General features: G+C 22.7%; 18 protein-coding genes and 1 pseudogene. 8 read left to right on the top strand and 11 right to left on the bottom strand.

Going from position 1 to position 25057, the window contains the following annotated elements; genetic code table 11:
• Window positions 1-112: 112 nt before the first annotated feature.
• Window positions 113-2188 carry a glycine--tRNA ligase subunit beta gene (glyS, locus tag AB4W51_RS00600; protein WP_367676686.1) on the bottom strand — a complete coding sequence of 692 codons (2076 nt, stop codon included), beginning with the start codon at window positions 2186-2188 and terminating at the stop codon, window positions 113-115.
• Window positions 2178-3104, bottom strand: coding sequence for a glycine--tRNA ligase subunit alpha (gene glyQ / locus AB4W51_RS00605; RefSeq protein ID WP_367676687.1), 927 nt, complete (start codon window positions 3102-3104; stop codon window positions 2178-2180). The genes glyS and glyQ overlap by 11 nt, the downstream gene beginning before the upstream one ends.
• Window positions 3105-3687: 583 nt before the next feature.
• Here glyQ and nfo point away from each other — a divergent pair.
• Both nfo and rplY read left to right on the top strand, forming a co-directional pair.
• A complete protein-coding gene (gene nfo / locus AB4W51_RS00610) occupies window positions 3688-4527 on the top strand; it encodes a deoxyribonuclease IV (protein ID WP_367676688.1) in 840 nt (279 codons plus the stop codon).
• A gap of 80 nt (window positions 4528-4607) precedes the next feature.
• On the top strand, window positions 4608-4898 hold the full coding sequence (rplY, locus tag AB4W51_RS00615; RefSeq protein WP_367676689.1) for a 50S ribosomal protein L25: 291 nt from the start codon (window positions 4608-4610) through the stop codon (window positions 4896-4898).
• Between the two features lie 123 nt (window positions 4899-5021).
• Here rplY and AB4W51_RS00620 read toward each other — a convergent pair whose 3' ends face one another.
• Window positions 5022-5792, bottom strand: coding sequence for a DedA family protein (locus tag AB4W51_RS00620; protein WP_367676690.1), 771 nt, complete (start codon window positions 5790-5792; stop codon window positions 5022-5024).
• Window positions 5793-6145: 353 nt separating this feature from the next.
• On the opposite strand from AB4W51_RS00620, the gene AB4W51_RS00625 reads away from it, so the two are divergent.
• The 3 genes and pseudogenes from AB4W51_RS00625 to AB4W51_RS00635 all read left to right on the top strand — a co-directional run bounded on the left by AB4W51_RS00625 (window position 6146) and on the right by AB4W51_RS00635 (window position 9325).
• Window positions 6146-7447 (top strand): peptidylprolyl isomerase, encoded by a 1302-nt coding sequence (locus AB4W51_RS00625; protein WP_367676691.1) that lies wholly within the window; start codon window positions 6146-6148, stop codon window positions 7445-7447.
• Between the two features lie 138 nt (window positions 7448-7585).
• Window positions 7586-8394, top strand: a pseudogene (gene rsmA / locus AB4W51_RS00630) (16S rRNA (adenine(1518)-N(6)/adenine(1519)-N(6))-dimethyltransferase RsmA).
• A gap of 115 nt (window positions 8395-8509) precedes the next feature.
• Window positions 8510-9325 (top strand): symmetrical bis(5'-nucleosyl)-tetraphosphatase, encoded by an 816-nt coding sequence (locus AB4W51_RS00635; protein ID WP_367676692.1) that lies wholly within the window; start codon window positions 8510-8512, stop codon window positions 9323-9325.
• Between the two features lie 4 nt (window positions 9326-9329).
• On the opposite strand, the gene folA is transcribed toward AB4W51_RS00635, so the two are convergent.
• The 6 genes from folA to ileS all read right to left on the bottom strand — a co-directional run bounded on the left by folA (window position 9330) and on the right by ileS (window position 18712).
• Entirely contained in the window at window positions 9330-9818 is a 489-nt protein-coding gene (gene folA, locus AB4W51_RS00640; RefSeq protein WP_367676693.1) for a type 3 dihydrofolate reductase, read from the bottom strand.
• A gap of 70 nt (window positions 9819-9888) precedes the next feature.
• A complete protein-coding gene (gene carB / locus AB4W51_RS00645; RefSeq protein WP_367676694.1) occupies window positions 9889-13110 on the bottom strand; it encodes a carbamoyl-phosphate synthase large subunit in 3222 nt (1073 codons plus the stop codon).
• Between the two features lie 28 nt (window positions 13111-13138).
• Window positions 13139-14281, bottom strand: coding sequence for a glutamine-hydrolyzing carbamoyl-phosphate synthase small subunit (gene carA, locus AB4W51_RS00650; RefSeq protein WP_367676695.1), 1143 nt, complete (start codon window positions 14279-14281; stop codon window positions 13139-13141).
• Between the two features lie 227 nt (window positions 14282-14508).
• Window positions 14509-15267 (bottom strand): 4-hydroxy-tetrahydrodipicolinate reductase, encoded by a 759-nt coding sequence (dapB, locus tag AB4W51_RS00655; protein ID WP_367676696.1) that lies wholly within the window; start codon window positions 15265-15267, stop codon window positions 14509-14511.
• A gap of 171 nt (window positions 15268-15438) precedes the next feature.
• Window positions 15439-15924, bottom strand: a complete 486-nt coding sequence (lspA, locus tag AB4W51_RS00660) for a signal peptidase II (protein ID WP_367676697.1) — start codon at window positions 15922-15924, stop codon at window positions 15439-15441.
• On the bottom strand, window positions 15899-18712 hold the full coding sequence (ileS, locus tag AB4W51_RS00665; RefSeq protein ID WP_367676698.1) for an isoleucine--tRNA ligase: 2814 nt from the start codon (window positions 18710-18712) through the stop codon (window positions 15899-15901). Before ileS ends, lspA begins: the two co-directional genes overlap by 26 nt.
• Window positions 18713-19820: 1108 nt before the next feature.
• Here ileS and rpsT point away from each other — a divergent pair.
• Window positions 19821-20084 (top strand): 30S ribosomal protein S20, encoded by a 264-nt coding sequence (gene rpsT, locus AB4W51_RS00670; RefSeq protein WP_367676699.1) that lies wholly within the window; start codon window positions 19821-19823, stop codon window positions 20082-20084.
• Between the two features lie 192 nt (window positions 20085-20276).
• Here the strand turns inward: rpsT and dnaJ are convergent, their stop codons facing one another.
• Both dnaJ and dnaK read right to left on the bottom strand, forming a co-directional pair.
• A complete protein-coding gene (gene dnaJ, locus AB4W51_RS00675; protein ID WP_367676700.1) occupies window positions 20277-21407 on the bottom strand; it encodes a molecular chaperone DnaJ in 1131 nt (376 codons plus the stop codon).
• Between the two features lie 112 nt (window positions 21408-21519).
• Window positions 21520-23433, bottom strand: a complete 1914-nt coding sequence (dnaK, locus tag AB4W51_RS00680) for a molecular chaperone DnaK (protein WP_367676701.1) — start codon at window positions 23431-23433, stop codon at window positions 21520-21522.
• Window positions 23434-23905: 472 nt separating this feature from the next.
• Between dnaK and ndhC the strand changes: the two genes are divergently transcribed.
• Window positions 23906-24298, top strand: a complete 393-nt coding sequence (gene ndhC / locus AB4W51_RS00685) for an NADH-quinone oxidoreductase subunit A (RefSeq protein ID WP_367676702.1) — start codon at window positions 23906-23908, stop codon at window positions 24296-24298.
• 65 nt (window positions 24299-24363) lie between these two features.
• The gene (locus AB4W51_RS00690) at window positions 24364-25032 is read left to right on the top strand and encodes an NADH-quinone oxidoreductase subunit B (protein WP_367676703.1); all 669 of its coding nucleotides are present in this window, start codon (window positions 24364-24366) and stop codon (window positions 25030-25032) included.
• Window positions 25033-25057: the final 25 nt, after the last annotated feature.

The raw sequence follows: 25057 nt of genomic DNA on the forward strand, positions 1-25057 counted from the left end.
TAATGTAAGATAATTGTATATATATGTTTTAAAATATATTATTTTGCCACATAATAATATGTATTAGTGGCAATTTGATTAATAATTTATACTAATTAACATTTTTATTATTTTATTCTTTTATTTCTAATATAGAAAAATCACCAATATTTAAAAATATTTTTTCTACTTTTTTTAATAAATTTAATCTATTTATTTTTATCATGTCATTATTATGATTAATAATTGTTGAATTAAAAAAATTATGTATAGGTGTATTTAGTTGTATTATATTGATAATGATTGTTTGGTATTGATAAGTTTTATATAAATTTTTTGATTGTTTTTCTATTTTTTGTATTGAATCAAATAAGATTTTTTCATCGAAGGATTCAAGTAAAGAAATATTAATTTCATTATATTGAAGACAATTAAATTTTTTTAAAATATTAGTAATTCTTTTTATAGCTAAAATAACTGATTGAGCATCTTTTAGTGTGATAAAATATTCAAGTGCTTTTATTCTTAAATCAATTTTTATTAAATTAGTATTTTTTTTTGTTAATGCAGATTGAATACAATAATGATTATAGCCTTTTTTTTGATATAGATCATATAATCTATTCATTATAAATTTTAAAATTTCTTTTTTTTTATGATCTTTTTTGATATTTAATTGATATAATTCTAAAGATTTTTCAGTTAATTGTTCAAGATTAATAGATATTTTTTTTTCAATAATAATTCTTAAAATTCCAATAGCTGATCTACGTAATGCAAAGGGATCTTTATTTGACGAAGGTATTTGGTCTATACTAAACATACCAGTAATTAAATCTATTTTATCTGCAATAGATAAAATATCACCAATGTTATTTTTAGGTAATATATCTCCAGAAAAATCAGGTTTGTATTGATCTTGAATAGCAATAGCTATGTCTTGTTTCACTCCATCCATTAAAGCATAATGCATTCCTATTGTTCCTTGAATATTTGGAAAAGCAATAACCATATTACTAATTAAATCACATTTTGATAAAGTAGCTGCAAGATATACATCTTTAGTATTAGCATTTGTTTTTTTTGCAATATATTTTGATAGTTTTTGTAATCTTTTTGTTTTATCAAATAAATTACCGAGGTTTTTTTGAAATATTATATTTTTTAATAATGTGAATAAATCTTCTAATTTATTTTTTCGGTCTTGATTAAAAAAAAATTGAGCGTCAGATAATCTAGAATTAATTACTTTTTCATAACCATTAATAATATTTTTTGTATCATTACTTTCAATATTACTGATAATAATAAAGTAAGTTGTTAAAATTTTTTGATTATATATTGGAAAACATTTTTGATCATGCTGAATAGTGTTGATAATAGCTATTTCTGGTAATTTTAAAAAATTTTTTTCAAATTGAGCTAAATGAATTACAGGCCATTCTACTAATGAAGTAATTTCATCTAATAATTCATTATTAATGAGAATATTACCATTAATATTTTTTGCTGTAAGCATGCATTGATTTTTAATGAATTCTTTTCTTTTTTCATAACATGCTATGACATTCCCTTCTTGAAACAATTTTATTGGATATTCATCAGCATGATTTAAATGAATATAATTATTTCCTAAAATTTGATGTCCTCTAATTAAACAATTGGACGAAATATCAAATGTTATTAATGGAATGATGATATCATTATACATTAAAGTTATAGTTCTTATTGGTCGAAAAAATTTTTTTTTAGATTGATTCCATTGCATTAATTTTCCAATTGATATTTTTTTTATTGAAGATTCGATAATTTTTGCAAATATATTAATATTTATTTTTTTTTGTATATTTTTTTTATATGCTATCCATTTTTTATTTTTATTATGTAAGATAAAAGTATCTTTTAAGGTAATTCCTATTTTTTTCATCCAAAATATAGTATGATTATTTGTTTTATCTGTTTCATCAAATGTATTTTGAATTAGTGGACCTTTGATAATAATTTGTTTTTGTGATGTTTGTATATGAATATCATGTATTTTTACTGCTAATCTTCTAGGAGTTGCAAACCATTTTATGGTGCTATATTTAATATTATTATTTTTTATTTCGGATTTTATATTTTGATAAAAAGATAGTCCAATATTATATAATTTTTTAGCAGGTAATTCTTCTACTCCTAATTCTACTAAAAATGTATTATTTTTCATATAGTATTCCTTTTTTTTTACACAATGGAAATCCTAAATTTTTTCTTCTAAGATAATATTTTTCTGCTATTTTTTTTGTTGTCTTTCTAATTTTTAATATATAATTTTGTCTTTCAGTTGTAGAGATTGCTTTTCTAGAATCTAATATATTAAAAATATGATTAGAATGTAAAATACATTCATAGGCTGGTAGTAATAGATTATATTTATCAGAGAGAATTCTATTGGCTTCATCAAGATATTGATTAAAAATTTTTAGTAAAAATTTAATATTAGCTACTTTGAAATTGTATTCAGATTGCTCTTTTTCATTTTCTAAAAATAAATCTCCATATGTAGTTTTATTTAATTTATTTTGATGCCAAATAATAGAATATACATTCTTTTTATTTTGAAGATGCATTACTAATCTTTCTAATCCGTAAGTAATTTCTGCAGTAACAGGGTTGCATTCTAATCCACCCATTTGTTGAAAATAAGTAAATTGACTAGTTTCCATTCCATTTAACCATATTTCCCATCCTATACCCCATGCTCCTAATGTTGGATTTTCCCAATTATCTTCAACAAATCTTATATCGTTATTTTTATTATCAATATTTAATATTTTTAATGAATTTAAATATAGTTCTTGTATATTATTTGGAGCAGGTTTGATAATTACTTGAAATTGATAGTAATGTTGTAATCTATTGGGATTGTTACCAAAACGACTATCTAATGGACGTCTTGATGGTTGAATATATGCAATTGATGTTGGTTCTGGTCCTATTGTTTTAAGAAATGTATGATAATGAAATGTACCAGCCCCAACAGATAAATCTAATGGTTGAAGAATAGTACATCCTTCTTTGAGCCAATATTTTTTTAAATTATTTATAGTATTGTAAAAAGTATTTTGTTTTTTTTGATACATATATTATCCTAAAAATATAAAAATATAAAAAATAAACACTGATTATATATTATACATATTGTAAGATTTTTATTTAATATATATTTTGGTAAAATTTTTTGTCTTTTTTTTATCATATTAAATTATTATAATATAGTTTTTTGACTGTATTCATCAATTAAGGTAATATATTTAATTTAATTAAAAAATATAATAAATATATTCAATATAAAATGTTCCCAATAAATTATTTATATATTTTATATATAAATAATTTATTGGGAACATTTTATATTGAATATATTTATTATAATAGATTTTTTATAAGTATTTTATAATTATCAAGTGTTGATTAGAACTAAAATTTATTTTTTGTATTTTATAAAAATATAACATTTTTGATATTTTTTATTATTTTAAAAATATAGTTTTGAAAATTTAATTAATAAATTGATATATATTAATATTCGTAAAACAATATTTTATCAAATTAATATATATATGACATTGTTTAATTAAAATAATTTCATTTAAAAATTATTAATCAAATGATATTAAATTTATTTAATATTTTTATTCTATATCATAAAAAGGAATATTATTTATGAAATATATAGGCGCTCATGTTAGTTCTGCTGGTGGATTATATCAATCAGTAGTACGTGCTCATAAATTAGGAGCTACCGCTTTTGCTTTTTTTACTAAAAATCAATTGCAATGGAAAACTTCTATCTTAAAGAATGAAGATATTTTTAAATTTAAATTTGAATGTCAAAAATACAATTTCTTACCTAAATATATTTTACCTCATAGTAGTTATTTAATTAATCTTGGACATCCAAAAAAAGATCTACTATATAAATCTAGAATAGCTTTTATAGAAGAAATCATTCGATGTGAACAACTAGGACTTGAATTATTAAATTTTCATCCTGGTTGTCATTTGAATCAAATAGATGAAAATCTTTGTTTAAGTAAGATTTCGGATTCAATAAATTATGCTATAAAAAATACTAAAAAAATTATTTTAGTTATAGAAAATACTGCTGGTCAAGGTAGTCATGTTGGTTATCATTTTAATCATTTAGAAAAAATTATTAAAAATATTAATGATCAATCTCGTATAGGTGTTTGTTTAGATACTTGTCATTTATTTTCTGCTGGATATGATTTACGCACTAAATCGGAATATTTAAGTACTTTTAAAAAATTTGATAAAATAATAGGTTTTAATTTTTTGCGTGGAATGCATTTGAATGATACTAAAAAATCTTTAAATAGTCGTATAGATAGGCATCATAGTTTAGGGAAAGGAATGATAGGATATAATTTTTTTTCTAGAATTATGCAAGATGATAGATTTCAAGATATTCCAATAATTTTAGAAACTATTAATAATAATATATGGAAATATGAAATTAATTGGTTAAAACAATATTTATAGAGTATATCTATTTTATTTTCTTAATGAATTATATTAATATATATATTATTTTCAATTTAAATTAAATATGGAAAATTTATATGTTAAAAATCGATGTTTTGGAAAAAAATCGTTCTGGAACAAATTTTAGTCGTAATTTACGCATTAAAAGTAAATTACCAGCTATAATTTATGGTAACAAACAAAAAAATATTAGTATTATACTTGATCATGATTTTATTTTTAATATACATTTACAAGATCAATTTTATAAAAATAATTTAATTTTAATGCTCAATACAATGAAATATTTTGTCAAAGTACAGTCTATTCATTATCATGTTTTTAAACCTAAATTATTACATGTAGATTTTATTTTAGTTGATAAGTAATGTATTATATTAGTAGAGAATAAAAATAGCTAAAATTGTTACTGTAAATCTTGATTTATATTCATATCAGTAACAATTGTTAGTCTGATGATTTAAAACAAATTATTTATATTTGGTTTTTAACTATATAAAAATTTTAATTATTAATTTTCTTAATAATATCATATCAGGGTGATACTGAATGGCTATGATTGTAGTTAATCCGATTACGATGCAACTAATACCAACAAATAATGTTTGTTTTATAGAAAATATAAAAAAATAAGTTTGTTTATTTTTATATTTTTTTAAACATTTTATAAGGATCCAAATTCCAATCCAAATCATAATAATTGTAAATATTAAAATCCATTTTAAATTGTTTAAATTATTGTAATTAGTTATAGATTGGTTATGAATTAAAATACCTGTAAAAATTCCTGGTAAAAAATATAATGGAGGCCATAAGATACAACCAATAATATTTGGTATAATAAATTTTATTATTGGTAGTCTTAACATACCAGATACTAAAGGAATAATAGGTCTAGCAGGACCTATAAATCTTCCTATTAATATAGTTAAAAAACTATGTTTATATAATGCTATTTTTGTTTTTTGTAATAATAAAAAATTTTTTTTAAGGAAATTTAATTTTGATATGAAATTCTTAAATTTCCATCCCATATAATATGAAATCCAATCACCTGCAATACATCCTATTATGCCTGCTATCCAGGCTGGATAAAAAAGTAGTTTTCCATTTCCTATTAAGGTACCTAACGATGCCATTAAAACTATTCCAGGTAAAAAAAGTCCTACTATTGCTAATGATTCTAAAAAAGCAATGATAGTAACTGTTATTAGTAAGTATATTGTAGGTAATGTTATTATATATTTTAACCAGTATTCCATAATTACTCATTGTTGAAGTTTTTGATTGAATTTTATTAATTTTTTTATATATTTTTATATATGTTTATATTATATACAATACTGATTTTATTATTATACTACAAAATATTATTAATATAAATATGAATTGTTTTATGCATTTGTAAATTGTTAAAAAAAAATATATATATATTTATATATTATTTTTAAAAGAAATATATTAATATGAAATTTATATTTTAATAATTTAATATTGAAGAATAATATTTTTATTTTTATTTTTTTATTTTAATGATAATTTAAATAATTATATAAAATTATGAATTTAAAATTATATTTTTTAAATATTCACCAAATATTATGACAATTTTATAATGAAAAAATGGATTCTATTAATTTTTTTAATGGTAGTAAATATAAAAAATACTTATGCATTGCCATTATTGATGAATAAAACAATTGCTATTGTAAACGATCAAATATTATTAGATAATGATGTACAAAAAAATATAATTTTTTCAAAAATGCAATTTTTAAAAAATAATATATTATTTCCAAATAATAATTTTTTATACAAAAATATTGAAAAAAAATTAATTATAGATAAGATTATATTAAATTCAATTGATAAAATAGATTGGAAATTTTTTAATCATCCTTTAAATTTTAATATGCAACGCATATTAAAGAATAATGATATAAAAGAATTACAATTTAAAAAATATTTAAAATTATTACATCAAGTTAATAATTATAGTTATCAAGATTATCAACAATGTATACAAAATTTATTAATGATTTCTGCATTTTCAATTGATGTGATTGAACATTCTATTCATATTAAAAATTCAGAAATCAATTCTTTTGCTCAATTTCTTTTAAATCATAATAAAACTATTGATAAAATTAAATTAGGTGTTTTGTTTCTACCGTTTTTATCTAGTAAATTTAATTATGATGATCAATCTACTACAATATTTTTTAAAAAGATTATTAATAATTCTAAAACAGGTTTTGTATTAAAAAAAATAAATTATGTATATCAAAATAAAAATAAGAATTGTTTTTTCAGTCGCAATCAATGGGTTACAATAAAAAATGTAAAATTACATTATCATATTGATTTTAAAAAATTAAAAAAAGAAGGTATTTATAATGTATTAAAAACGAAAACTGGATATTATATATTTAAAATTATTGATTTCAGAAAAAAAAATAAAATATTTTTTAAAAATGAATTTTTATTAAAACATATTATGGTAAAATACCATCATTCATCTTCTCAAAAAGATCAATCATATAAAAAAATAAAAAGTATTTATTTCAATATAAAAAATAACCTTTATAGTTTTGAAGAAGCAGCAAAAAAATTTTCTGAAGATGTTATGTCTTCTTATCAAGGTGGTAATTTAGGTTGGTTAAATCAAAATATTTTTAAATCAAATATATTATTAAAAATTTTGCAAACAAAAAAACAAGATATTTCAATTCCAATTTTATTGGATCATAGTTGGCATATATTTCGTATAGATAATATTAGGTCTGTGAATATCACTAATGATATAGCTAAACAATATTCTTATCATTTTATTTTGCATCAAAAAATTAATCAATTAATAAAATATTGGAGAATGCATTTATACAATAATAATTATGTAAAAATTTTGCATAATTAATAGATTTTTAAATTTTCATAAATTAAATTTATTTGAAAAATATAAAAATATTTTTGATTTATTTTTTGGACATAAAAAAATATTTAGTTATTATTATTAATTTGTTATACTTTTTATAAAAAAAATTAATGGAAAAACATGAAGAAAAAATTATATTTAGGACATTTTCCTTCTAAATTTTTAGGTCAGAATTTTTTAATTAATCAAATTATTATTGATCAAATTGTTCATAGCATTAATCCAAAATTAAAAGATATATTAGTAGAAATCGGTCCTGGACTAGGGGCTTTAACAAAAAAAATTTCTGGATTTGTTGATGAATTAATAGTGATTGAAGTGGATCCTAATTTAATTAATAAATTAAAAAAATATAAATTTTCAAAAAAATTAAAAATTTTTTTATCAAATGTTTTATATTTTAATTTTTTAAATTTATTTAATAAAAAAAAAATATAAGAATTTTTGGTAATTTACCGTATAATATTTCTACTGAAATTATTATTTATCTTACTCAATTTTCTAATATTATTGATGATATGAATTTTATGTTGCAAAAAGAAGTAGCAAATCGTTTATTAGCTAAACCAAATACAAAAAGTTATGGTCGTTTAAGTGTGATTGTGCAGTATTTTTTTAATGTTAATTTTTTATTTAATATTCATTCAGAATCTTTTTTTCCTATTCCCAAAGTTCAATCTTCATTTTTAAAATTTATTCCTCATATCGATTGTCCTTATTTTTTAAAAAATATTGATACTTTATCTTTTGTTACAAAAATAGCTTTTAATCAAAGAAGAAAAATAATTTTAAATAGTTTGCGTGGTTTTTTTAATTCTTGTATTTTAAATAAATTAGGAATTTCACCTTTTTTACGTGCTGAGAACATATCAGTAGAACAGTATTGTGTTTTAGCAAATTATATTTATGATCATAAATTATATAAATAATATATCTATATATAGAAAGATAATAGGATTTATTATTAGTATAATTCAATTTATTAATCTATCAAAATAAATGTATTAATATTTTTAATTTTAAAAATTTTTATTAGGATACAATATGAGTACGTATTTTGTTGGGGATGTCCATGGTTGTTTTTATCAATTACAAAATTTATTGAAAAAAGTTAATTTTAATATTAAACAAGATATCATTTGGTTTACTGGAGATTTAGTAGCCAGAGGACCTGATTCTTTAAACGTTATTAAATTAATTTATTCTCTTGGAATTCATGCTCGTGTAGTATTAGGAAATCATGATTTAAATTTATTAGCAGTTCATGCTGGTATTAGAAAATATCAAATTTCCGATAATTTTATAGATTTATTAGAATCTAGTGATATTGATATTTTTATCAATTGGTTAAGAAATTGTCCGATTTTAATAGTAGATCAAAATAAAAAAATATTAATGTCTCATGCAGGTATTTTCCCATATTGGAATATATCAACAGCTATAAAATATGCTAATAAAATAGAAAAACAGTTAATAGGTCCGAATTATATAGATTTTTTATCTAATATTTATGGTGATTTTCCAGATTCATGGAATTCTCAATTAAATGAAATAGATCAATTACGTTTTAGCATGAATGTTTTTACTAGAATGAGATATTGTTTAATGAATGGAAAACTAGATTTTTCATGTAAATCTGCTCCTAAATTAAAATTAAAAAATTTAATTCCATGGTTTTTAATGAAAAATCAATTGTTTCTGGAAGATTACACAGTAATATTTGGTCATTGGTCGACTTTAAGAGGTTTTAAAACTCCAAAAAATATAATATCTTTAGATACAGGTTGTTGTTGGGGAAATGAATTAAGCATGTTAAGATGGGAAGATCAAATTTATTTTAAAGAATCATTTTATCATTAAAAAATTATTGATGTCTTTCTAGTATTTCAAAAGAATAATCAAAAATATTTTGATTATTTGAATGATGTTTTTGATAAAAAATTCTATTCCATTTATATAAATTGTATTGAGGAAAATATATATTACCAATGATATTTTTATGAATATGTGTTAAATATAATTTATTTGCATATTGTATTGTTTGTAAATATATGGTTCCACCACCAATAATCATAACTTCTTGATGATTTTTTGGAATTGATAAAAATGCTTGTTGGATAGAATTAACCAATGTGATTTTTTTTATACAAATCTTTTTTTTACTAATTACAATGTTATTTCTCATAGGTAACGGTCCAGGAAGTGATTCCCATGTTTTTCTTCCCATAATAATGCTTTTATTTAATGTATGATGCTTAAACCATGATAAATCTTTTGGAATATACCATGGTATTTTTTGATCCTGACCTATTACAAAATTTTCAGAAAGTGCTGCAATTAAACTAATTTTCATCTGTTTTGCTCAAAAATATCATTTATTAATAAATAATAATAAAATATTTATTTTTAGATATATTTTCATATTATAGTTTTTTATGTAATTCTTGCAATGAGTGAATTGATTGAATTGGAATATAATTTAATGTCATAATGGTTGCAAATGCACCATTTAAGGTAGTATCATAATGTATTTTATATTGTATTGCATGTTGAAAAATAATTCTTGAATCTTGAATAGTTTGATGTGATGAAGTAGTATTTAGAATGTAAATATATTTTCCATTTTTAAGATGATCTTGAATATTAGGTCTTCCTTCTTTAATTTTATTTACCATTGTTGCATGAATTCCTGATTGTTTTAATACATTAAATGTACCTATAGTAGCATCAATTTTAAATCCATAATTATTTAGTTTAATTGCTAAATTTACAATATTTTTTTTATCGGAATTTTTTACAGATAATAATACGTTTCCTGTTTTTTTCATATTTATTTGTGCTCCAGACATAGCTTTTGCAAAAGCTTCTGAAAAATTTAAACCAATACCCATTACTTCTCCAGTAGAATGCATTTCTGGTCCTAGTATAGGATTAGATCCTGGAAATTTATTAAATGGTAGAACAACTTCTTTTACAGAATAATATGGAGGTATAATTTCTTGAATACAATTTTGTTGTAATAGTGTTTTTCCACATATAACTTTTGTTGCGATCTTTGCTAATGGTATACCAGTAGCTTTTGATAAAAAAGGAATTGTTCTGGAAGCTCTAGGATTCACTTCAATAATATAAATTTCATTATTTTTAATAGCAAATTGTACGTTCATAAGTCCATTAATAAACAATTCTTTTGCTAGTTTTTTGACTTGGTTTCTAATTTTGTTTTGTATGTCTTGATTTAAGGTATATGCTGGTAGTGAACAGGCAGAATCTCCTGAATGTACTCCTGCTTGTTCTATGTGTTCCATGATGCCTCCTATCAATACGTGGTTTCCATCATGAATAGCATCGACATCTATTTCAATGGCATCTTCAAGATATTGATCTAATAATATTGGTAACATTTGTTTAGAGCTATTATGAATTTTTTTAAAATATTTAATTAAATTTTTTTCATCAAAAATAATTTTCATATCTCTACCACCTAATACATATGATGGTCTTACCATTACTGGATATCCTATATTTTTTATAAATTTAATTGCATCATCTATATTTGATGCGGTGGCATTTTTGGGTTGTTTTAATTTTAGTTTTTTCACTATTTTTTTAAAATGATTACGGTTTTCTGATTTATCAATGTCATTAGGATCAGTACCAAGAATTGGAATACCGATTTTTTTTAATTCTAATGCTAATTTTAAAGGTGTTTGTCCTCCATATTGAATAATGACACCTTTTGGTTGTTCAATCCTAATAATTTCTAACACATGTTCTAATGTAATTGGTTCGAAATATAATCGATCAGATATATCATAATCTGTTGAAACAGTTTCAGGATTACAATTTATCATAATTGCTTGATATTGATCCTCTTGTAATGCTTGAGCTGCATGAACACAACAGTAATCAAATTCAATTCCTTGTCCAATTCTATTTGGTCCACTGCCTAATATTATAATTTTATTATTATCTTTTGTTGTTTTTGATTCACATTCTTCTTCCCAAGTAGAATACATATATGCGGTATTACTACAAAATTCTGCTGCACATGTATCGATGCGTTTATAGACAGGATGTAATTTAAATTGATAACGTATATTCCTAATATTTTTTTCTGTACAATTCATTAATATTGCAATACGTAAATCTGAAAATCCTTTTCTTTTTATTTGATATAATAAATCATAATTAATATCTTTTAATTTGTAATTTTTAATTTTTTTTTCAGATTCAACTAAGTCTAATATTTGTATTAAAAACCATTTGTCAATTTTAGTTAAATAATGAACATCTTCAATTGACATATTTATTCTAAAAGCATCGGCTATATACCATATACGTTCAGCTCCAGGTACTTCTAATTCGTACTTAATTTTTTTTATATATTCAAAATGATTTTGATTAATTTTTGAATCAAAACCGCTAGCACCAATTTCTAATCCACAAATGGCTTTTTGTATCGATTCTTGAAAAGATCGACCAATTGCCATAACTTCTCCTACCGATTTCATTTGAGTAGTTAATCGATCATTACATCCTTGAAATTTTTCAAAATTAAATCTAGGTATTTTAGTCACAATATAATCTATTGTAGGTTCAAAAGCAGCAGGCATATGAAGATTAGTGATATCGTTTTTTAATTCATCCAGGGTGTATCCAATAGCTAATTTTGCAGCAATTTTAGCTATTGGAAATCCAGTAGCTTTAGATGCTAAAGCAGATGAACGAGAAACTCTTGGGTTCATTTCAATAACAATCATTGATCCATTATCTGGATGAATCGCAAATTGTACATTTGAACCACCATTGTTTACTCCTATTTCTTGTAAAATTTTAATTGAAGCATTTCGCATTATTTGATATTCTTTATCAGTTAATGTTTGTGCTGGAGCGACAGTAATAGAATCTCCTGTATGAATACCCATAGGGTCTAAATTTTCAATTGAACATACAATAATACAATTATCATTTTTATCTCTAACTACTTCCATTTCGTATTCTTTCCATCCAATAAGAGATTCGTCAATTAGAAGTTCCTGAATAGGTGATAATTTTAATCCTATTGTGCATATTTCTTCAAACTCTTCTTTATTGTAGGCAATACCTCCTCCAGTTCCACCCATAGTAAAAGATGGTCTTATAATACAAGGAAATCCTATTTTTTTAATTATTATAAAAGCTTCTTGAAGAGTATGAGCAATTCCACATTTTGCTGTTTTTAAACCAATTTTATTCATAGATTTTTCAAATAAAGAACGGTTTTCAGCTTTATTAATAGCTTCAATAGTAGTACCAATAATTTTTACATTATATTGTAACAAAATATTTTTTTTTGCTAATTTTAGAGCACAATTTAATGCTGTTTGTCCACCCATGGTAGGTAATAAAGCATCTGGTTTTTCTTTTTTAATAATTTTTTTTAATGTACGCCAATTAATTGGTTCAATATATGTGACATCAGCTATATCTGGATCAGTCATTATTGTTGCTGGATTAGAATTTACTAATATAACTCGATAATTTTCTTCTTTTAAAGCTTTACATGCTTGCGTTCCAGAATAATCAAATTCACATGCTTGTCCAATTACAATAGGTCCAGCACCAATGATTAAAATAGATTTTATTTTAGTATTTTTTGGCATAGATTCTCTCAATAAGATATTTATACATTTATTTTATAGTAAGTATTGATTTAATAAAATTATCAAATAAATACGATGTATCATGTGGTCCTGGACTAGATTCTGGATGTCCTTGAAAACCAAAGATGGGTTTATCAATCCAACTGATTCCTTGTATACTATTATCAAATAATGAAATATGTGTAATTTTTATTGTTTTTGGTAAGTTAATATGATCAATTGTAAAACCATGATTTTGAGTAGTAATCATAACTCGGTTTGTATCAATTTCTTTTACAGGATGATTGCTTCCATGATGACCGAATTTCATTTTGATAATATTAGCTCCATTGGCTAATGCGAGTAATTGATGACCGAGACAAATACCAAACATAGGTATATTTATTTTAAAAAATTTTTTTATATTTCGAATAGCATAGTTACATATTCTTGGATCTCCTGGTCCGTTTGAAAAAAATATTCCATCTGGTATTAATTTTATTACTTTTTCAAATGTAGTATTAGCAGGTACTATCGTTAAATAACAATTTCGATTTAATAACATATTAATGATATTTTTTTTTACTCCAAAATCATATACAACAATATGTAAATATTTTTTTTTTATATTACTTGGTATCAAGTTTATTTTTATAATATCGTTTTTTGTTTTAATCAAAGTATAAATATTTTTTGTACTAACTTGTTTAGCTAAATCATTTATTCTTGTTTTTGTGTACATTTTTAATTTTTCATATGCATTATCATTAATTTTTTGTTGTTTTGAATAAGTTTGAATATATCCATTTTGAGATCCTTTGTTTCTTAAAATATGAGTTAATTTTCTTGTATCAATATTAGTTATTGCAATAATTTTATTTTTTTTTAAATAACTATCGAAATTTTGTTTACTTTTATAATTACTAGCTATTAGAGATAAATTGCGAATTATAATACCTTTAATATAAATTTTTTCTGATTCATAATCTTCAGTATTGATTCCTACATTTCCAATATGAGGATAGGTGAATGTAATAATTTGTTCTGAATAAGATGGATCAGTTATAATTTCTTGATAACCAGTCATAGAAGTGTTAAAAACTACCTCTCCTATTGCATAGCCATTTTCTCCTATAGAATCTCCTTTGAAAATATTTCCATCTTCTAATATTAATATTCCCGATTTGTCCAAAGTATTCTCCAATAATTAATTTTTTTTTAATGTTGTTTGAATTATTTTAGTTTTGATTAATTATAATGTAGAATAAGGATTCTGTACTAATAGTTCTTAATAAATTTAATGCATATAATTAAATTGTTTATTATTTATATTATATATTTTAATGATCATTTAGAATGATCATTAAAATATATAATTAATTTTTTATATATATATTATTACTATATTATTACTAATATTTATATTATTTCTAATACATCTTGCATATTAAATAATCCTTTATGTTGATTTTTCAACCAACAAGCGGCTTGAATAGCTCCATGGGCAAAAATTGTTCTATTTTGTGCACGATGGGTAATTTCTATTCTTTCTCCAGCATGAGTATATATTATTGTATGATCTCCAGTTATATTTCCCATTCTTAGAGATGAAATTTCTATTTTCTTATCATCTTGAATATTTTTTTGGATAACTTCTTTTATAGTTATAGCTGTTCCAGAAGGTTTATCAAGTTTTTTATTATGATGAGTTTCGATAATTGCAATATCTGAATTTTTACCTATAATTTTTGTTGTCTGCTGTAGTAATTTGTATACAATATTCATGCCAATGCTAAAGTTATAAGATAAGACAATACCTATCTTTTTAGCTGCATTTTGAATGATATTTTTTTCTATTGTATTAAATCCTGTAGTGCCAATGATTATTTTTTTATTATATAAAGTGCAATATTGAATGTATTCTGAGATATTTTTTGGATGGGTAAAATCAATCAATATATCAAAATCTGAATTTTTAGATTTTAAATTTTTACTAAGTTTAACATAATTTTCTTTACCATTGATAATTTTACCTACATCTTCCCCTATAAGGTCATCATGGTGTTGAGTTAACGCGACAGTAAGTTTTAAATTTTTATTTTTTTCAATTTCTTGAATAAGAATTGAACCCATTCTGCCTAATGCTCCAGAAATTGCAATTTTGATAGTATTGGTCATTTTTTTAGATCCTGTTATTGTTTATTTTTGTTTGTTAAATTTAATTTTATTTATTTAAAATTATTAATACAATGATATTATCTTTTATCATTGTTTTGATTATACAATTATTATTTTTTGTTTTAAAAAGTATTTTATAAATAAATATTTTGATTTAATATAATTAGTTGATTATTTATTTTTCATATAAGATTTAATATCAAATTTAGTTATTTGGATGATTCCTATTAGGATACTAATATCTGCAAGATTAAATATAAAAAAATGATAATTGTATAAATGTAAATCAATAAAATCTATTATGAATCCATAATATAATTTACTAATAATATTTGCTATCCCACCACTAAAAATCATTATGTAGTAATAATTATCTTTTTTATTATTTTTTTTTTGATGTTTTATGAATAATATTATTAGTAAAAATAATGCATTTATCATGAATAATTCATTGATTATTGCATGATTATAATCAAATAAATTAAATGCTAATCCATAATTATGAACATGTAATATATTAAAGATTGGTAATATATATATATGTTCATATAGTTTTATATTTTTTAGTATCCAGTATTTAGTATAAATATCTAATATCAATATAATACAAAAAATTAAAATATATTTTTTATTAACAATAATATCTTGTTTCACCATTGCCTTCTATATTTAATATACATCGGAAACATAATTCTGATTTTTGTTTTTTTTGGTTTATATCGGTAAAATAATGCCAACATCGTTGACATTTGTGACCATTAGCACGGTATAAATATATTTTTAATCCTGGAATAATATTATTTTTTAAAATATTTTTTGGAGCTAAATGATATTCTTGAATAGTAGCATCAGAAGTTAAAAATATAAATTTTAATTCATTTTTTAATATTGATAATATATTAAATAAATTAGATTTAACATAAAGGATTATAGAAGATTCTAATGAGTTTTTTATGATTTTTTTATTTCTTTTATTTTCTATGCTTTTATTGACTTCATTTTTAATTTGAATAATTATATTCCAATATTGATTAGACAGGACTTCATTTTTTGATAAATAAAATAAATTTTTATACCATTCTTGAAAAAATATTGAATTATTATTACCTGGTATATGTTCCCAAATTTCTTCTGCAGTAAACGATAAAATTGGAGCAATCCAACGTACTAGAGCATTAATTATATGAAACAAAGCCGTTTGTCCGCTAAGATTAGCTAAACTCTTTTTTTTCGTGGTATATTGTCGATCTTTAATGATTTCAAAATAGAATGCACTCATATCAACAGAACAAAAATTCATAATTTTTTGTAATAATTCATGAAAGTTATATTTTTTGTATAATTTAATAATTTCTATTTGTGTTTCTTTAGTTTTATTCACAGCCCATTTATCTAACATGATCATCTTATCTTTGTGAACAATATTTTGTTCTGGGTCAAATTGATATAAATTAGATAAAATAAAACGTGCTGTGTTTCTAATTTTTCGATAGTTTTCTATTGATTGTTGTAAGATTTCATTAGATATAGATATATCTTTAGAATAATCTGTAGAAGCTACCCATAAACGTAAAACATCTGCTCCGATAGTTTTAATGATATGATTAGGACTCAGAGAATTTCCTGTAGATTTAGACATTTTTTTGCCAATATTATCTACTGCAAAACCATGTGTTAAAACTGCATGATAAGGAGCAGTATTCTTAATAGCTGTAGAAATTATTAATGAAGACATAAACCAACCTCTATGTTGATCAGATCCTTCTACATAAATATCTGCTTTTTTTTTATTTTTAAAAATTGGTTGATTAATTACAAAGTTTTGACTAGAACCAGAATCAAACCATACATCTAATATATCTTCACTTTTGAAATATTCTTTGTATTTTTCTCCTAGTATTTTTTTTGTATCTATATTCCACCATTCCTCAATTCCATTAATTTCAACTAATTTTGCTATTTTTTCCATAATATTTTTAGTTTTTGGATGTAATTCTCCTGTTTTTTTATGAATAAATAATGTGATAGGGACACCCCATTTTCTTTGTCTTGAAATACACCAATCAGGTCTATTTTTTAACATCGACAGCATTCTATTTTTACCCCATTCTGGTATCCATTTGACCTTGTCAATTAATTTTAAGGAATTTAATTTTAATTGTTTTTTTGTCATGCTAATAAACCATTGTGGTGTAGTGCGAAATATAATTGGTGTTTTATGTCTCCAACAATGGGGGTAACTATGGTTGATTGTTTCTATTAATAATAATATGTTTTTATTGTTGATTATTTTAATAATTATTGTTTCAGCATTAATTATATTTATGCCATTTAATTCAGAATGGATGTTATTAATATATGTTCCATTTGCATTAATTAAATTTATTGGTTTAATTTTATATGGTTGTGTTGCTAAAAAATCTTCTATTCCATGATCAGGAGCAATATGTACGATTCCGGTTCCTATTTGATCTGATACATGTGTAGATAGTATGATAGGTATATTAATATTTAGTAATGGGTGTTGAACATTTTCAAATTCAAGATTTTTTCCATTAGTTTCTCCAATAATTTTCCATTTTTTAATTTTTATTTTTTGCATGATTAATTTAGTTAAATTTGACATAATAATTAATTTACAATCATCTGTTTGAATTAATTGATATGTGTATTTTTCATTAACAGCAATTGCTTGACTGGAAGGTAATGTCCATGGTGTTGTAGTCCATACTGTAAAATGTATATCATTTTGAAAATTTTTTATTTTAAATTTTTTTGCAATAGATTGATTATCGTGAACTTTTAATTTAAATAATATTGATGATGATTTTTTATCATAGTATTCTACTTCAGCATCTGCTAAAGATGATTCACAATTTAAACACCAATGAACTGGTTTTAATCCTTTATATAAGTGTCCATTTTCAATAATTTTAGATAGTGTACGTATAATATCTGCTTCAGATTTATAATCCATGGTTAAATAAGGATTATCCCAATCTCCTAAAACACCTAATCTGATAAAATCTTTTTTTTGATTTTCCACTTGTTTTTTTGCATATTCTCTGCATTTTTCTCTAAATATTTTTTTTGAAATTGGTTTGTTATTTTTTTTGATTAGTTCTTCTACTTTTTGTTCAATTGGTAATCCATGACAATCCCAGCAAGGTATGTAAGGAGCATTAAATCCAGACATATTTTTTGATTTCAGAATAATATCTTTTAATACTTTATTAATAGCGTGGCCAATATGAATATTTCCATTTGCATAAGGAGGACCATCATGAAGAAAAAATATTGGGTTGTTATTTTTTTGAATTCTAATTTTTTCATATAAATTATTTTGGTTCCATTGTTTTAGTATTTGTTCTTCTTTGATTTTTAAATTACCTTTCATAGAAAATTTTGTTTTTGGTAAATTTAGTGTGGATTTATAATCATTCATATATTATTTTCTCTTTTTTAATATTTTTAAAAATATTTTTATAATTATATTTTTAAAAATTTTTGATACTGGTATACATAAAAATTACAATAAAATGATTATTTTATAAAAAAAATTATTTTATTAATAATATGGTTTTAATAAAAAATTTATTAACATAAAATTCAGAAAAAATGTTATTTAAAATTATTTTTGTATATATTAATTTTGTTTTTATTGATATAAATTTTTTATTTATTTTATCATAAATAATCAATTAAAATTATTGATAGATTTATTAATATAATTTTGTTTTAAAAAAATTTTAAAACAAATATTTTTAGAATTTTTTCAATAGTCAATGGATTTTTTTTTGAATAATAATACTAATTTAAAATTTTTATTAGATTTTTTATTTTATATTTTAGTACTACTAATGATGATTTTTTTGGAACATTTATTAATTTTTATTATATATTATTTATTTTTTTTTTTTTTTTTTATAATTCAAAGTTTTTTATGTTGTTGTATTAAAATAAAGATCATCAAGAACAATTAGATAAGAAATATGTAATTATTCTAATAAAAGTCGATGAATAAAAATTATTATTTTTCATGATAAAAAATAAATATAATAATTTATATATGATATATAAATTTATATTTTTAGATTTCTTGTTTTTTTTTAGATTTGTTTTAAAATAGTTTATTTTTTAATTTTTTAAATAATTTTAATAGTTTTTTTGAAAACAATATTACTATAATTTTTTGATTTATTGTTTTTTATTTTTATTTTTTTCAAGAAATTTTTGAATTAGAGTTATATTCTATAAAATTTTTTTTAAAAAAATATGATTTTATTTTTTTTTTTTTGATATAATTGATGTTATTTATTTATTTTATAATAAATTGAATGTTAAATATTTTTTTTTCAACAATTTTTATTTTTATTTTTTTTTGATTTTTATATAATTTAATTATAATTAATTTTTTATATTTTATATAGAATTTTTTTTAAAATGAGTATATTCTCTTTTTAAAAACATTTAATTAATAATAAATTATTCATTAATAAAAAATTATTGATTGTTGTTGTGAAAATTATAATAAAAATACAAGAAGAACAAAAATGGCTAATATAAAATCATCTAAAAGAGATGCAACTTTATCTAAGAAAAAAAATATTCATAATGTTAGTAGGCGTTCTATGATTCGTACATTAATTAAAAGAGTTTATATGGCTATTGATTCAGGCGATAAAAATCAATCAGAAATCGCATTTAAAAAAATGCAGCCTGAATTGGATAGACAAGCAAATAAAGGTTTAATTCACAAAAATAAATCTGCTAGACATAAATCAAATCTAATATTACAAATAAAAAAATTATCTTAATTGATGACTATAGTTAATATAAAAAAATAATTTTTATTTATAAATATTTTTTGTTGATTTATATAAAATTATTAGAATTAATATAATATATTATCATTAATACTAATTATAATATTGTTGTTTATTAATTTATAATTTTTTATAAAAAGTATTGCGTCCAAAAATATTGGAGCAATACTTTTAATACTCATATTATCGTCTTAAATCATCAAAAAATCTTTTTACACCATCAAAGAATCGTTTTGAACGAGGGCTATTTTTTTCTCCTTTGAAACCACCAAAACTTTCTCCTAGTTCATATAAAAGTGTTTTTTGTTTATCATTTAACTGAACAGGTGTTTCGACAAGAATACGACATAATAAATCTCCTTTCTTACCATTTCGTACTGATTTTACTCCTCTTCCACGTATACGAAATGATTTTCCTGATTGTGTACCAGATGGGATTTTTAATTTTACTTTTCCATCTAATGTAGGTACTTCAATATCTCCCCCAAGAGCAGCCATGGAAAAATTTATAGGTACTTCACAGAATAGATTATTTTCTTCTCTTTCAAAAATGGGATGTTTTTTGACATGAATTTGAACGTATAAATCTCCTGAAGGTGCTCCTTGTTCGCCTGCTTCTCCTTCTTTATTTAATCTAATTCTATCATTAGTATCAATTCCAGCTGGAATTTTAATAGATAATTTTTTTGGTTTTTCTATTCTTCCATGTCCATGACATGAATTGCATGGGTTTTGAATCATAGTTTTTTTACCATGGCAAGTAGAACACGTTTGTTGAACTGTAAAAAATCCTTTTCTCATTTGTATTTGTCCTGAACCATGACAAGTTGGACAATTTTTTCTTTGTGTACCAGGAGTAGCACCACTTCCATAACATATACTACATTTTTGTAATATAGGTATACAAATTTCTTTTGTAATTCCACGAACAGCTTCTTCTAGTGATAGTTCCATATTATATTTCAAATCAGAACCTTGAACTGCTTGTGATTGTCTATTTCCTCCAAATATATCTCCAAATACATCACCAAAAATATCGCTAAAATCAGAGGTATTATTAAATGAACTATGAAAATTATTATTATTTTGCTGAAATGCACTATGTCCATATTGGTCATAAGCTGCACGTTTTTGAGAGTTAATTAATATTTCATAAGCTTCTTTAATTTCTTTAAATTGTAATTCAGCTTGTTTATCACCTTGATTACGATCAGGGTGATATTTCATTGCTAAACGTTTATAAGCTTTTTTGATGTCACGTTCTTCAGCTGATTTTGGAACTCCTAAAATTTCGTAGTAATCTTTTTTTGACATTGCTTACTTTTCCTGCTTTTAATATGCGTTCACGGGCCTGGAAACATTCCACGCCCGTGATGGTTTATTTACAGTTATTTATTTTAAACTGTTTTATCCAATTAGAAAAATATTATTTTTTAGGGTCCTTTACTTCTTCAAATTCTGCATCTACAACATTTTCTTCAGGTTGAATAGAAGGTTTTTTTGCATCTGTTTCATGGTTTGTATTTTTTTGTTTAATGCATTCCATTAATTTTGAAGAAAGTTTTAATAATTTTTGTATATTATTTTCAATTTCACTTTTATCTTCTCCTTTCAGAGAATTATCTAATTGTTCTATTGTTTTTTTTATTTCTTCTTTATCTTGGATCTCTAATAAATCTCCATGTTCTTGAAGTTGTTTTTTAGTATTGTGAGAAATTTGATCACCTTGATTTCTAGTTTTGATTAGTTCTTCAAATTTTTTATCTGATTCGGCGTTTAATTCTGCATCATTTACCATTTTTTTAATTTCATTTTCATTTAAACCAGAAGATGCTTTTATTGTTATTTTTTGTTCCTTTCCAGTATTTTTATCTTTAGCTGACACATGTAAAATACCATCTGCATCAATATCAAAAGTTACTTCAATTTGTGCCATTCCTCTCAGGGCAGGTTGAATACCATCTAAATTAAATTGTCCAAGAGATTTATTATCACTAGATCTTTTTCTCTCTCCTTGTAATACATGTATAGTCACTGCTGATTGATTATCTTCTGCAGTTGAAAATATTTGGCTATGTTTTGTTGGAATAGTGGTATTTTTATTAATTAATGTTGTCATAATACCACCCATAGTTTCAATTCCTAAAGAGAGTGGTGTAACATCTAGTAATAAAACATCTTTAACTTCTCCAGATAGCACTCCTCCTTGAACAGCAGCTCCAACAGCCACAGCTTCATCTGGATTAACGTCTTTTCTTGGTTCTTTTCCAAAAAATGAAGCAACTTTGCTTTGTACTAATGGCATTCTTGTTTGACCGCCAACTAAGATTATATCATCAATATTAGATATTGATAAATTTGCATCTTTTAGGGCTGTTTTTAATGGATTAATAGAACGTAAAACAAGATCTTCGACTAAAGATTCTAATTTAGATCGAGTTACTTTTATGTTAAAATGTTTAGGTCCATTAGAATCAGCTGTGATATACGGTAGATTAACATCTGTTTGTTGTGTAGAGGATAATTCTATTTTTGCTTTTTCAGCTGCTTCTTTTAAACGTTGCATAGCTAATGGATCATTGCGAAGATCCATTCCTTGTTCTTTTTTAAATTCTTGAACTAAATAATTAATTAATCGACTATCAAAATCTTCGCCTCCTAAATGTGTATCTCCATTAGTCGCTAGTACTTCAAAAGTTTTTTCTTTATCTACTTCATCTATTTCAATAATAGATATATCAAAAGTTCCACCACCTAAATCATATACTGCAATAGTTCTGTTACCTTGACCTTTATCTAATCCGTATGCTAAAGCTGCAGCAGTTGGTTCGTTGATGATTCGTTTGATTTCCATGCCTGCAATTCTGCCAGCATCTTTTGTTGCTTGTCTTTGTGCATCATTAAAGTATGCTGGTACTGTAATAACAGCTTCAGTAACAGTTTCACCAAGATATTCTTCTGCAGTTTTTTTCATTTTTTTTAGTACTTCTGCAGATATTTGAGGTGGTGCTATTTTTTTATTTTTGACGTCAATCCATGCATCTCCATTATTGGACTTTACAATTTTATATGGCATGATTTTAATATCACGTTGTACTTCTTCGTCTTGGAATCTTCTACCAATAAGTCTTTTAATTGCAAATAAAGTATTTTGAGGATTTGTAATGGCTTGACGTTTTGCTGGTTGCCCGACTAATATTTCTCCTTCTTTAGTATATGCAATAATAGAAGGTGTAGTACGATCTCCTTCTGAATTTTCCAATACTCGTGCTTTATTGCCGTCCATAATAGCGACACAAGAGTTGGTTGTGCCCAAGTCTATACCAATAATTTTACCCATTAACCATTTCTCCTGTTGAATATTTTTATAAATTGGGTTATTCAACTGTTATGCAGCCATTTTTTTGGCTTTTAACGAGCTAAACAAATTTTTTATATTTTATATTAAAAATTTAAGTGAATAACCATTAAATGGGGTCTTTTTATCTCTCATCAAGGTTCAAGTTAAAAAAATACTAAGTTTAGTATGAATATATGATGTAATATCGATAATATTATTTTTTATATTGTAAATATTATACTATAAATTATTATTTTAATTTTTTGTAAATATTTTATAAATATTTACAAAAAATTAAAATAAAAATGATTTACAATTTATAGCATATAGAAATATTATATTTTATAAAGATTTTCTTCAAGATATTGATTTTTTTTTAATGTTTTTGATGAAATATTTTATTTTTTTTAAAATTTTTTAAAATAACATGTTTAAAGTTTAAAAAATATATAAAAATTAGGAAAATGTATTAATGAATAAAAATTGTATTTTTTTATATTTGCCTTTTATTGCGTTTATTATATCTGCATTTTTAATTTGTATTTTTATGTTATTTTGTGGTTGGTTTTTAGGTGGAATAGCAAACTCGAGGTATAAACACACTCCTTTTGAATCAGGCATCGTTGGTTTAGGTAATACTCATATTCGTGTTTCTATAAAATTTTATTTAATAGCTATGTGTTTTTTAATTTTTGATGTTGAAACAGTATATTTATATGCATGGATTACTACTATTAATGATACTAAATGGATTGGTTTTTTTGAAATTTTAATTTTTATTATCGAGTTATTGATAGGATTGATTTATTTAGTTCGTTTAGGTTGTTTTAATTGGAACACTAAAAAAAATAATATTAAATATTAATTTTTTTATATTTTTTATATTTAAATAATATTTATATTAATAATTAATGATTAATGGATACATATATGAATTATACTTTAACTAATGTAAATGAACAAGATAAAAAAAATCATTCAAAAATAACAACAAAAAAAAAATCTGATAGTTTTTTAAAAAAAATATTAAAAAATAATATTTATATGGGTAAAATTAGTCATTCTTTAAATAAAATGGTTAATTGGGGAAGAAAAAATTCTTTGTGGCCATATAATTTTGGTTTGTCTTGTTGTTATGTAGAAATGGTTACTTCATTTACAGCTGTACATGATATAAGTCGTTTTGGATCAGAAGTTTTAAGAGCTTCACCAAGGCAAGCAGATTTTATGGTAATTGCAGGAACACCATTTATAAAAATGGCACCTATTATAAAACGTTTATATGATCAAATGTTAGAACCAAAATGGGTAATTTCTATGGGTGCATGTGCTAATTCTGGAGGAATGTATGATATTTATTCTGTAGTGCAAGGGATAGACAAAATACTACCAGTAGATATATATATTCCTGGTTGTCCTCCTCGTCCAGAAGCATATATTGAAGCGTTAATGCTTTTACAAAAACATATTTCAAAAGAAAAAAGACCATTATCTTGGATTATAGGAGATCAGAAAGTTCATAAAAAAGAGTCAATTATTTCAAAAAAAAATCAAAGAAAAAAGAAAATTATTTCTATGATTACTCAATCTAGTGAATAAATGATGATTATTGTAGTTATAATTA

Origin of the sequence: Buchnera aphidicola (Eriosoma grossulariae) (genome assembly GCF_964059045.1) — a bacterium.
Classification (GTDB): Bacteria; Pseudomonadota; Gammaproteobacteria; order Enterobacterales; family Enterobacteriaceae; genus Buchnera_D; species Buchnera_D aphidicola_A.

What these genes read in the sequence shown, in the direction of transcription:
- glyS (WP_367676686.1), bottom strand. Translation starts at nt 2,188, where the DNA reads ATGAAAAATAATACATTTTTAGTAGAATTAGGAGTAGAAGAATTACCT.
- AB4W51_RS00635 (WP_367676692.1), top strand. Translation starts at nt 8,510, where the DNA reads ATGAGTACGTATTTTGTTGGGGATGTCCATGGTTGTTTTTATCAATTA.
- AB4W51_RS00625 (WP_367676691.1), top strand. Translation starts at nt 6,146, where the DNA reads ATGAAAAAATGGATTCTATTAATTTTTTTAATGGTAGTAAATATAAAA.
- ndhC (WP_367676702.1), top strand. Translation starts at nt 23,906, where the DNA reads ATGAATAAAAATTGTATTTTTTTATATTTGCCTTTTATTGCGTTTATT.
- ileS (WP_367676698.1), bottom strand. Translation starts at nt 18,712, where the DNA reads ATGAATGATTATAAATCCACACTAAATTTACCAAAAACAAAATTTTCT.
- lspA (WP_367676697.1), bottom strand. Translation starts at nt 15,924, where the DNA reads ATGGTGAAACAAGATATTATTGTTAATAAAAAATATATTTTAATTTTT.
- rplY (WP_367676689.1), top strand. Translation starts at nt 4,608, where the DNA reads ATGTTAAAAATCGATGTTTTGGAAAAAAATCGTTCTGGAACAAATTTT.
- AB4W51_RS00690 (WP_367676703.1), top strand. Translation starts at nt 24,364, where the DNA reads ATGAATTATACTTTAACTAATGTAAATGAACAAGATAAAAAAAATCAT.
- dnaJ (WP_367676700.1), bottom strand. Translation starts at nt 21,407, where the DNA reads ATGTCAAAAAAAGATTACTACGAAATTTTAGGAGTTCCAAAATCAGCT.
- carB (WP_367676694.1), bottom strand. Translation starts at nt 13,110, where the DNA reads ATGCCAAAAAATACTAAAATAAAATCTATTTTAATCATTGGTGCTGGA.
- dnaK (WP_367676701.1), bottom strand. Translation starts at nt 23,433, where the DNA reads ATGGGTAAAATTATTGGTATAGACTTGGGCACAACCAACTCTTGTGTC.
- folA (WP_367676693.1), bottom strand. Translation starts at nt 9,818, where the DNA reads ATGAAAATTAGTTTAATTGCAGCACTTTCTGAAAATTTTGTAATAGGT.
- nfo (WP_367676688.1), top strand. Translation starts at nt 3,688, where the DNA reads ATGAAATATATAGGCGCTCATGTTAGTTCTGCTGGTGGATTATATCAA.
- glyQ (WP_367676687.1), bottom strand. Translation starts at nt 3,104, where the DNA reads ATGTATCAAAAAAAACAAAATACTTTTTACAATACTATAAATAATTTA.
- rpsT (WP_367676699.1), top strand. Translation starts at nt 19,821, where the DNA reads ATGGCTAATATAAAATCATCTAAAAGAGATGCAACTTTATCTAAGAAA.
- dapB (WP_367676696.1), bottom strand. Translation starts at nt 15,267, where the DNA reads ATGACCAATACTATCAAAATTGCAATTTCTGGAGCATTAGGCAGAATG.
- AB4W51_RS00620 (WP_367676690.1), bottom strand. Translation starts at nt 5,792, where the DNA reads ATGGAATACTGGTTAAAATATATAATAACATTACCTACAATATACTTA.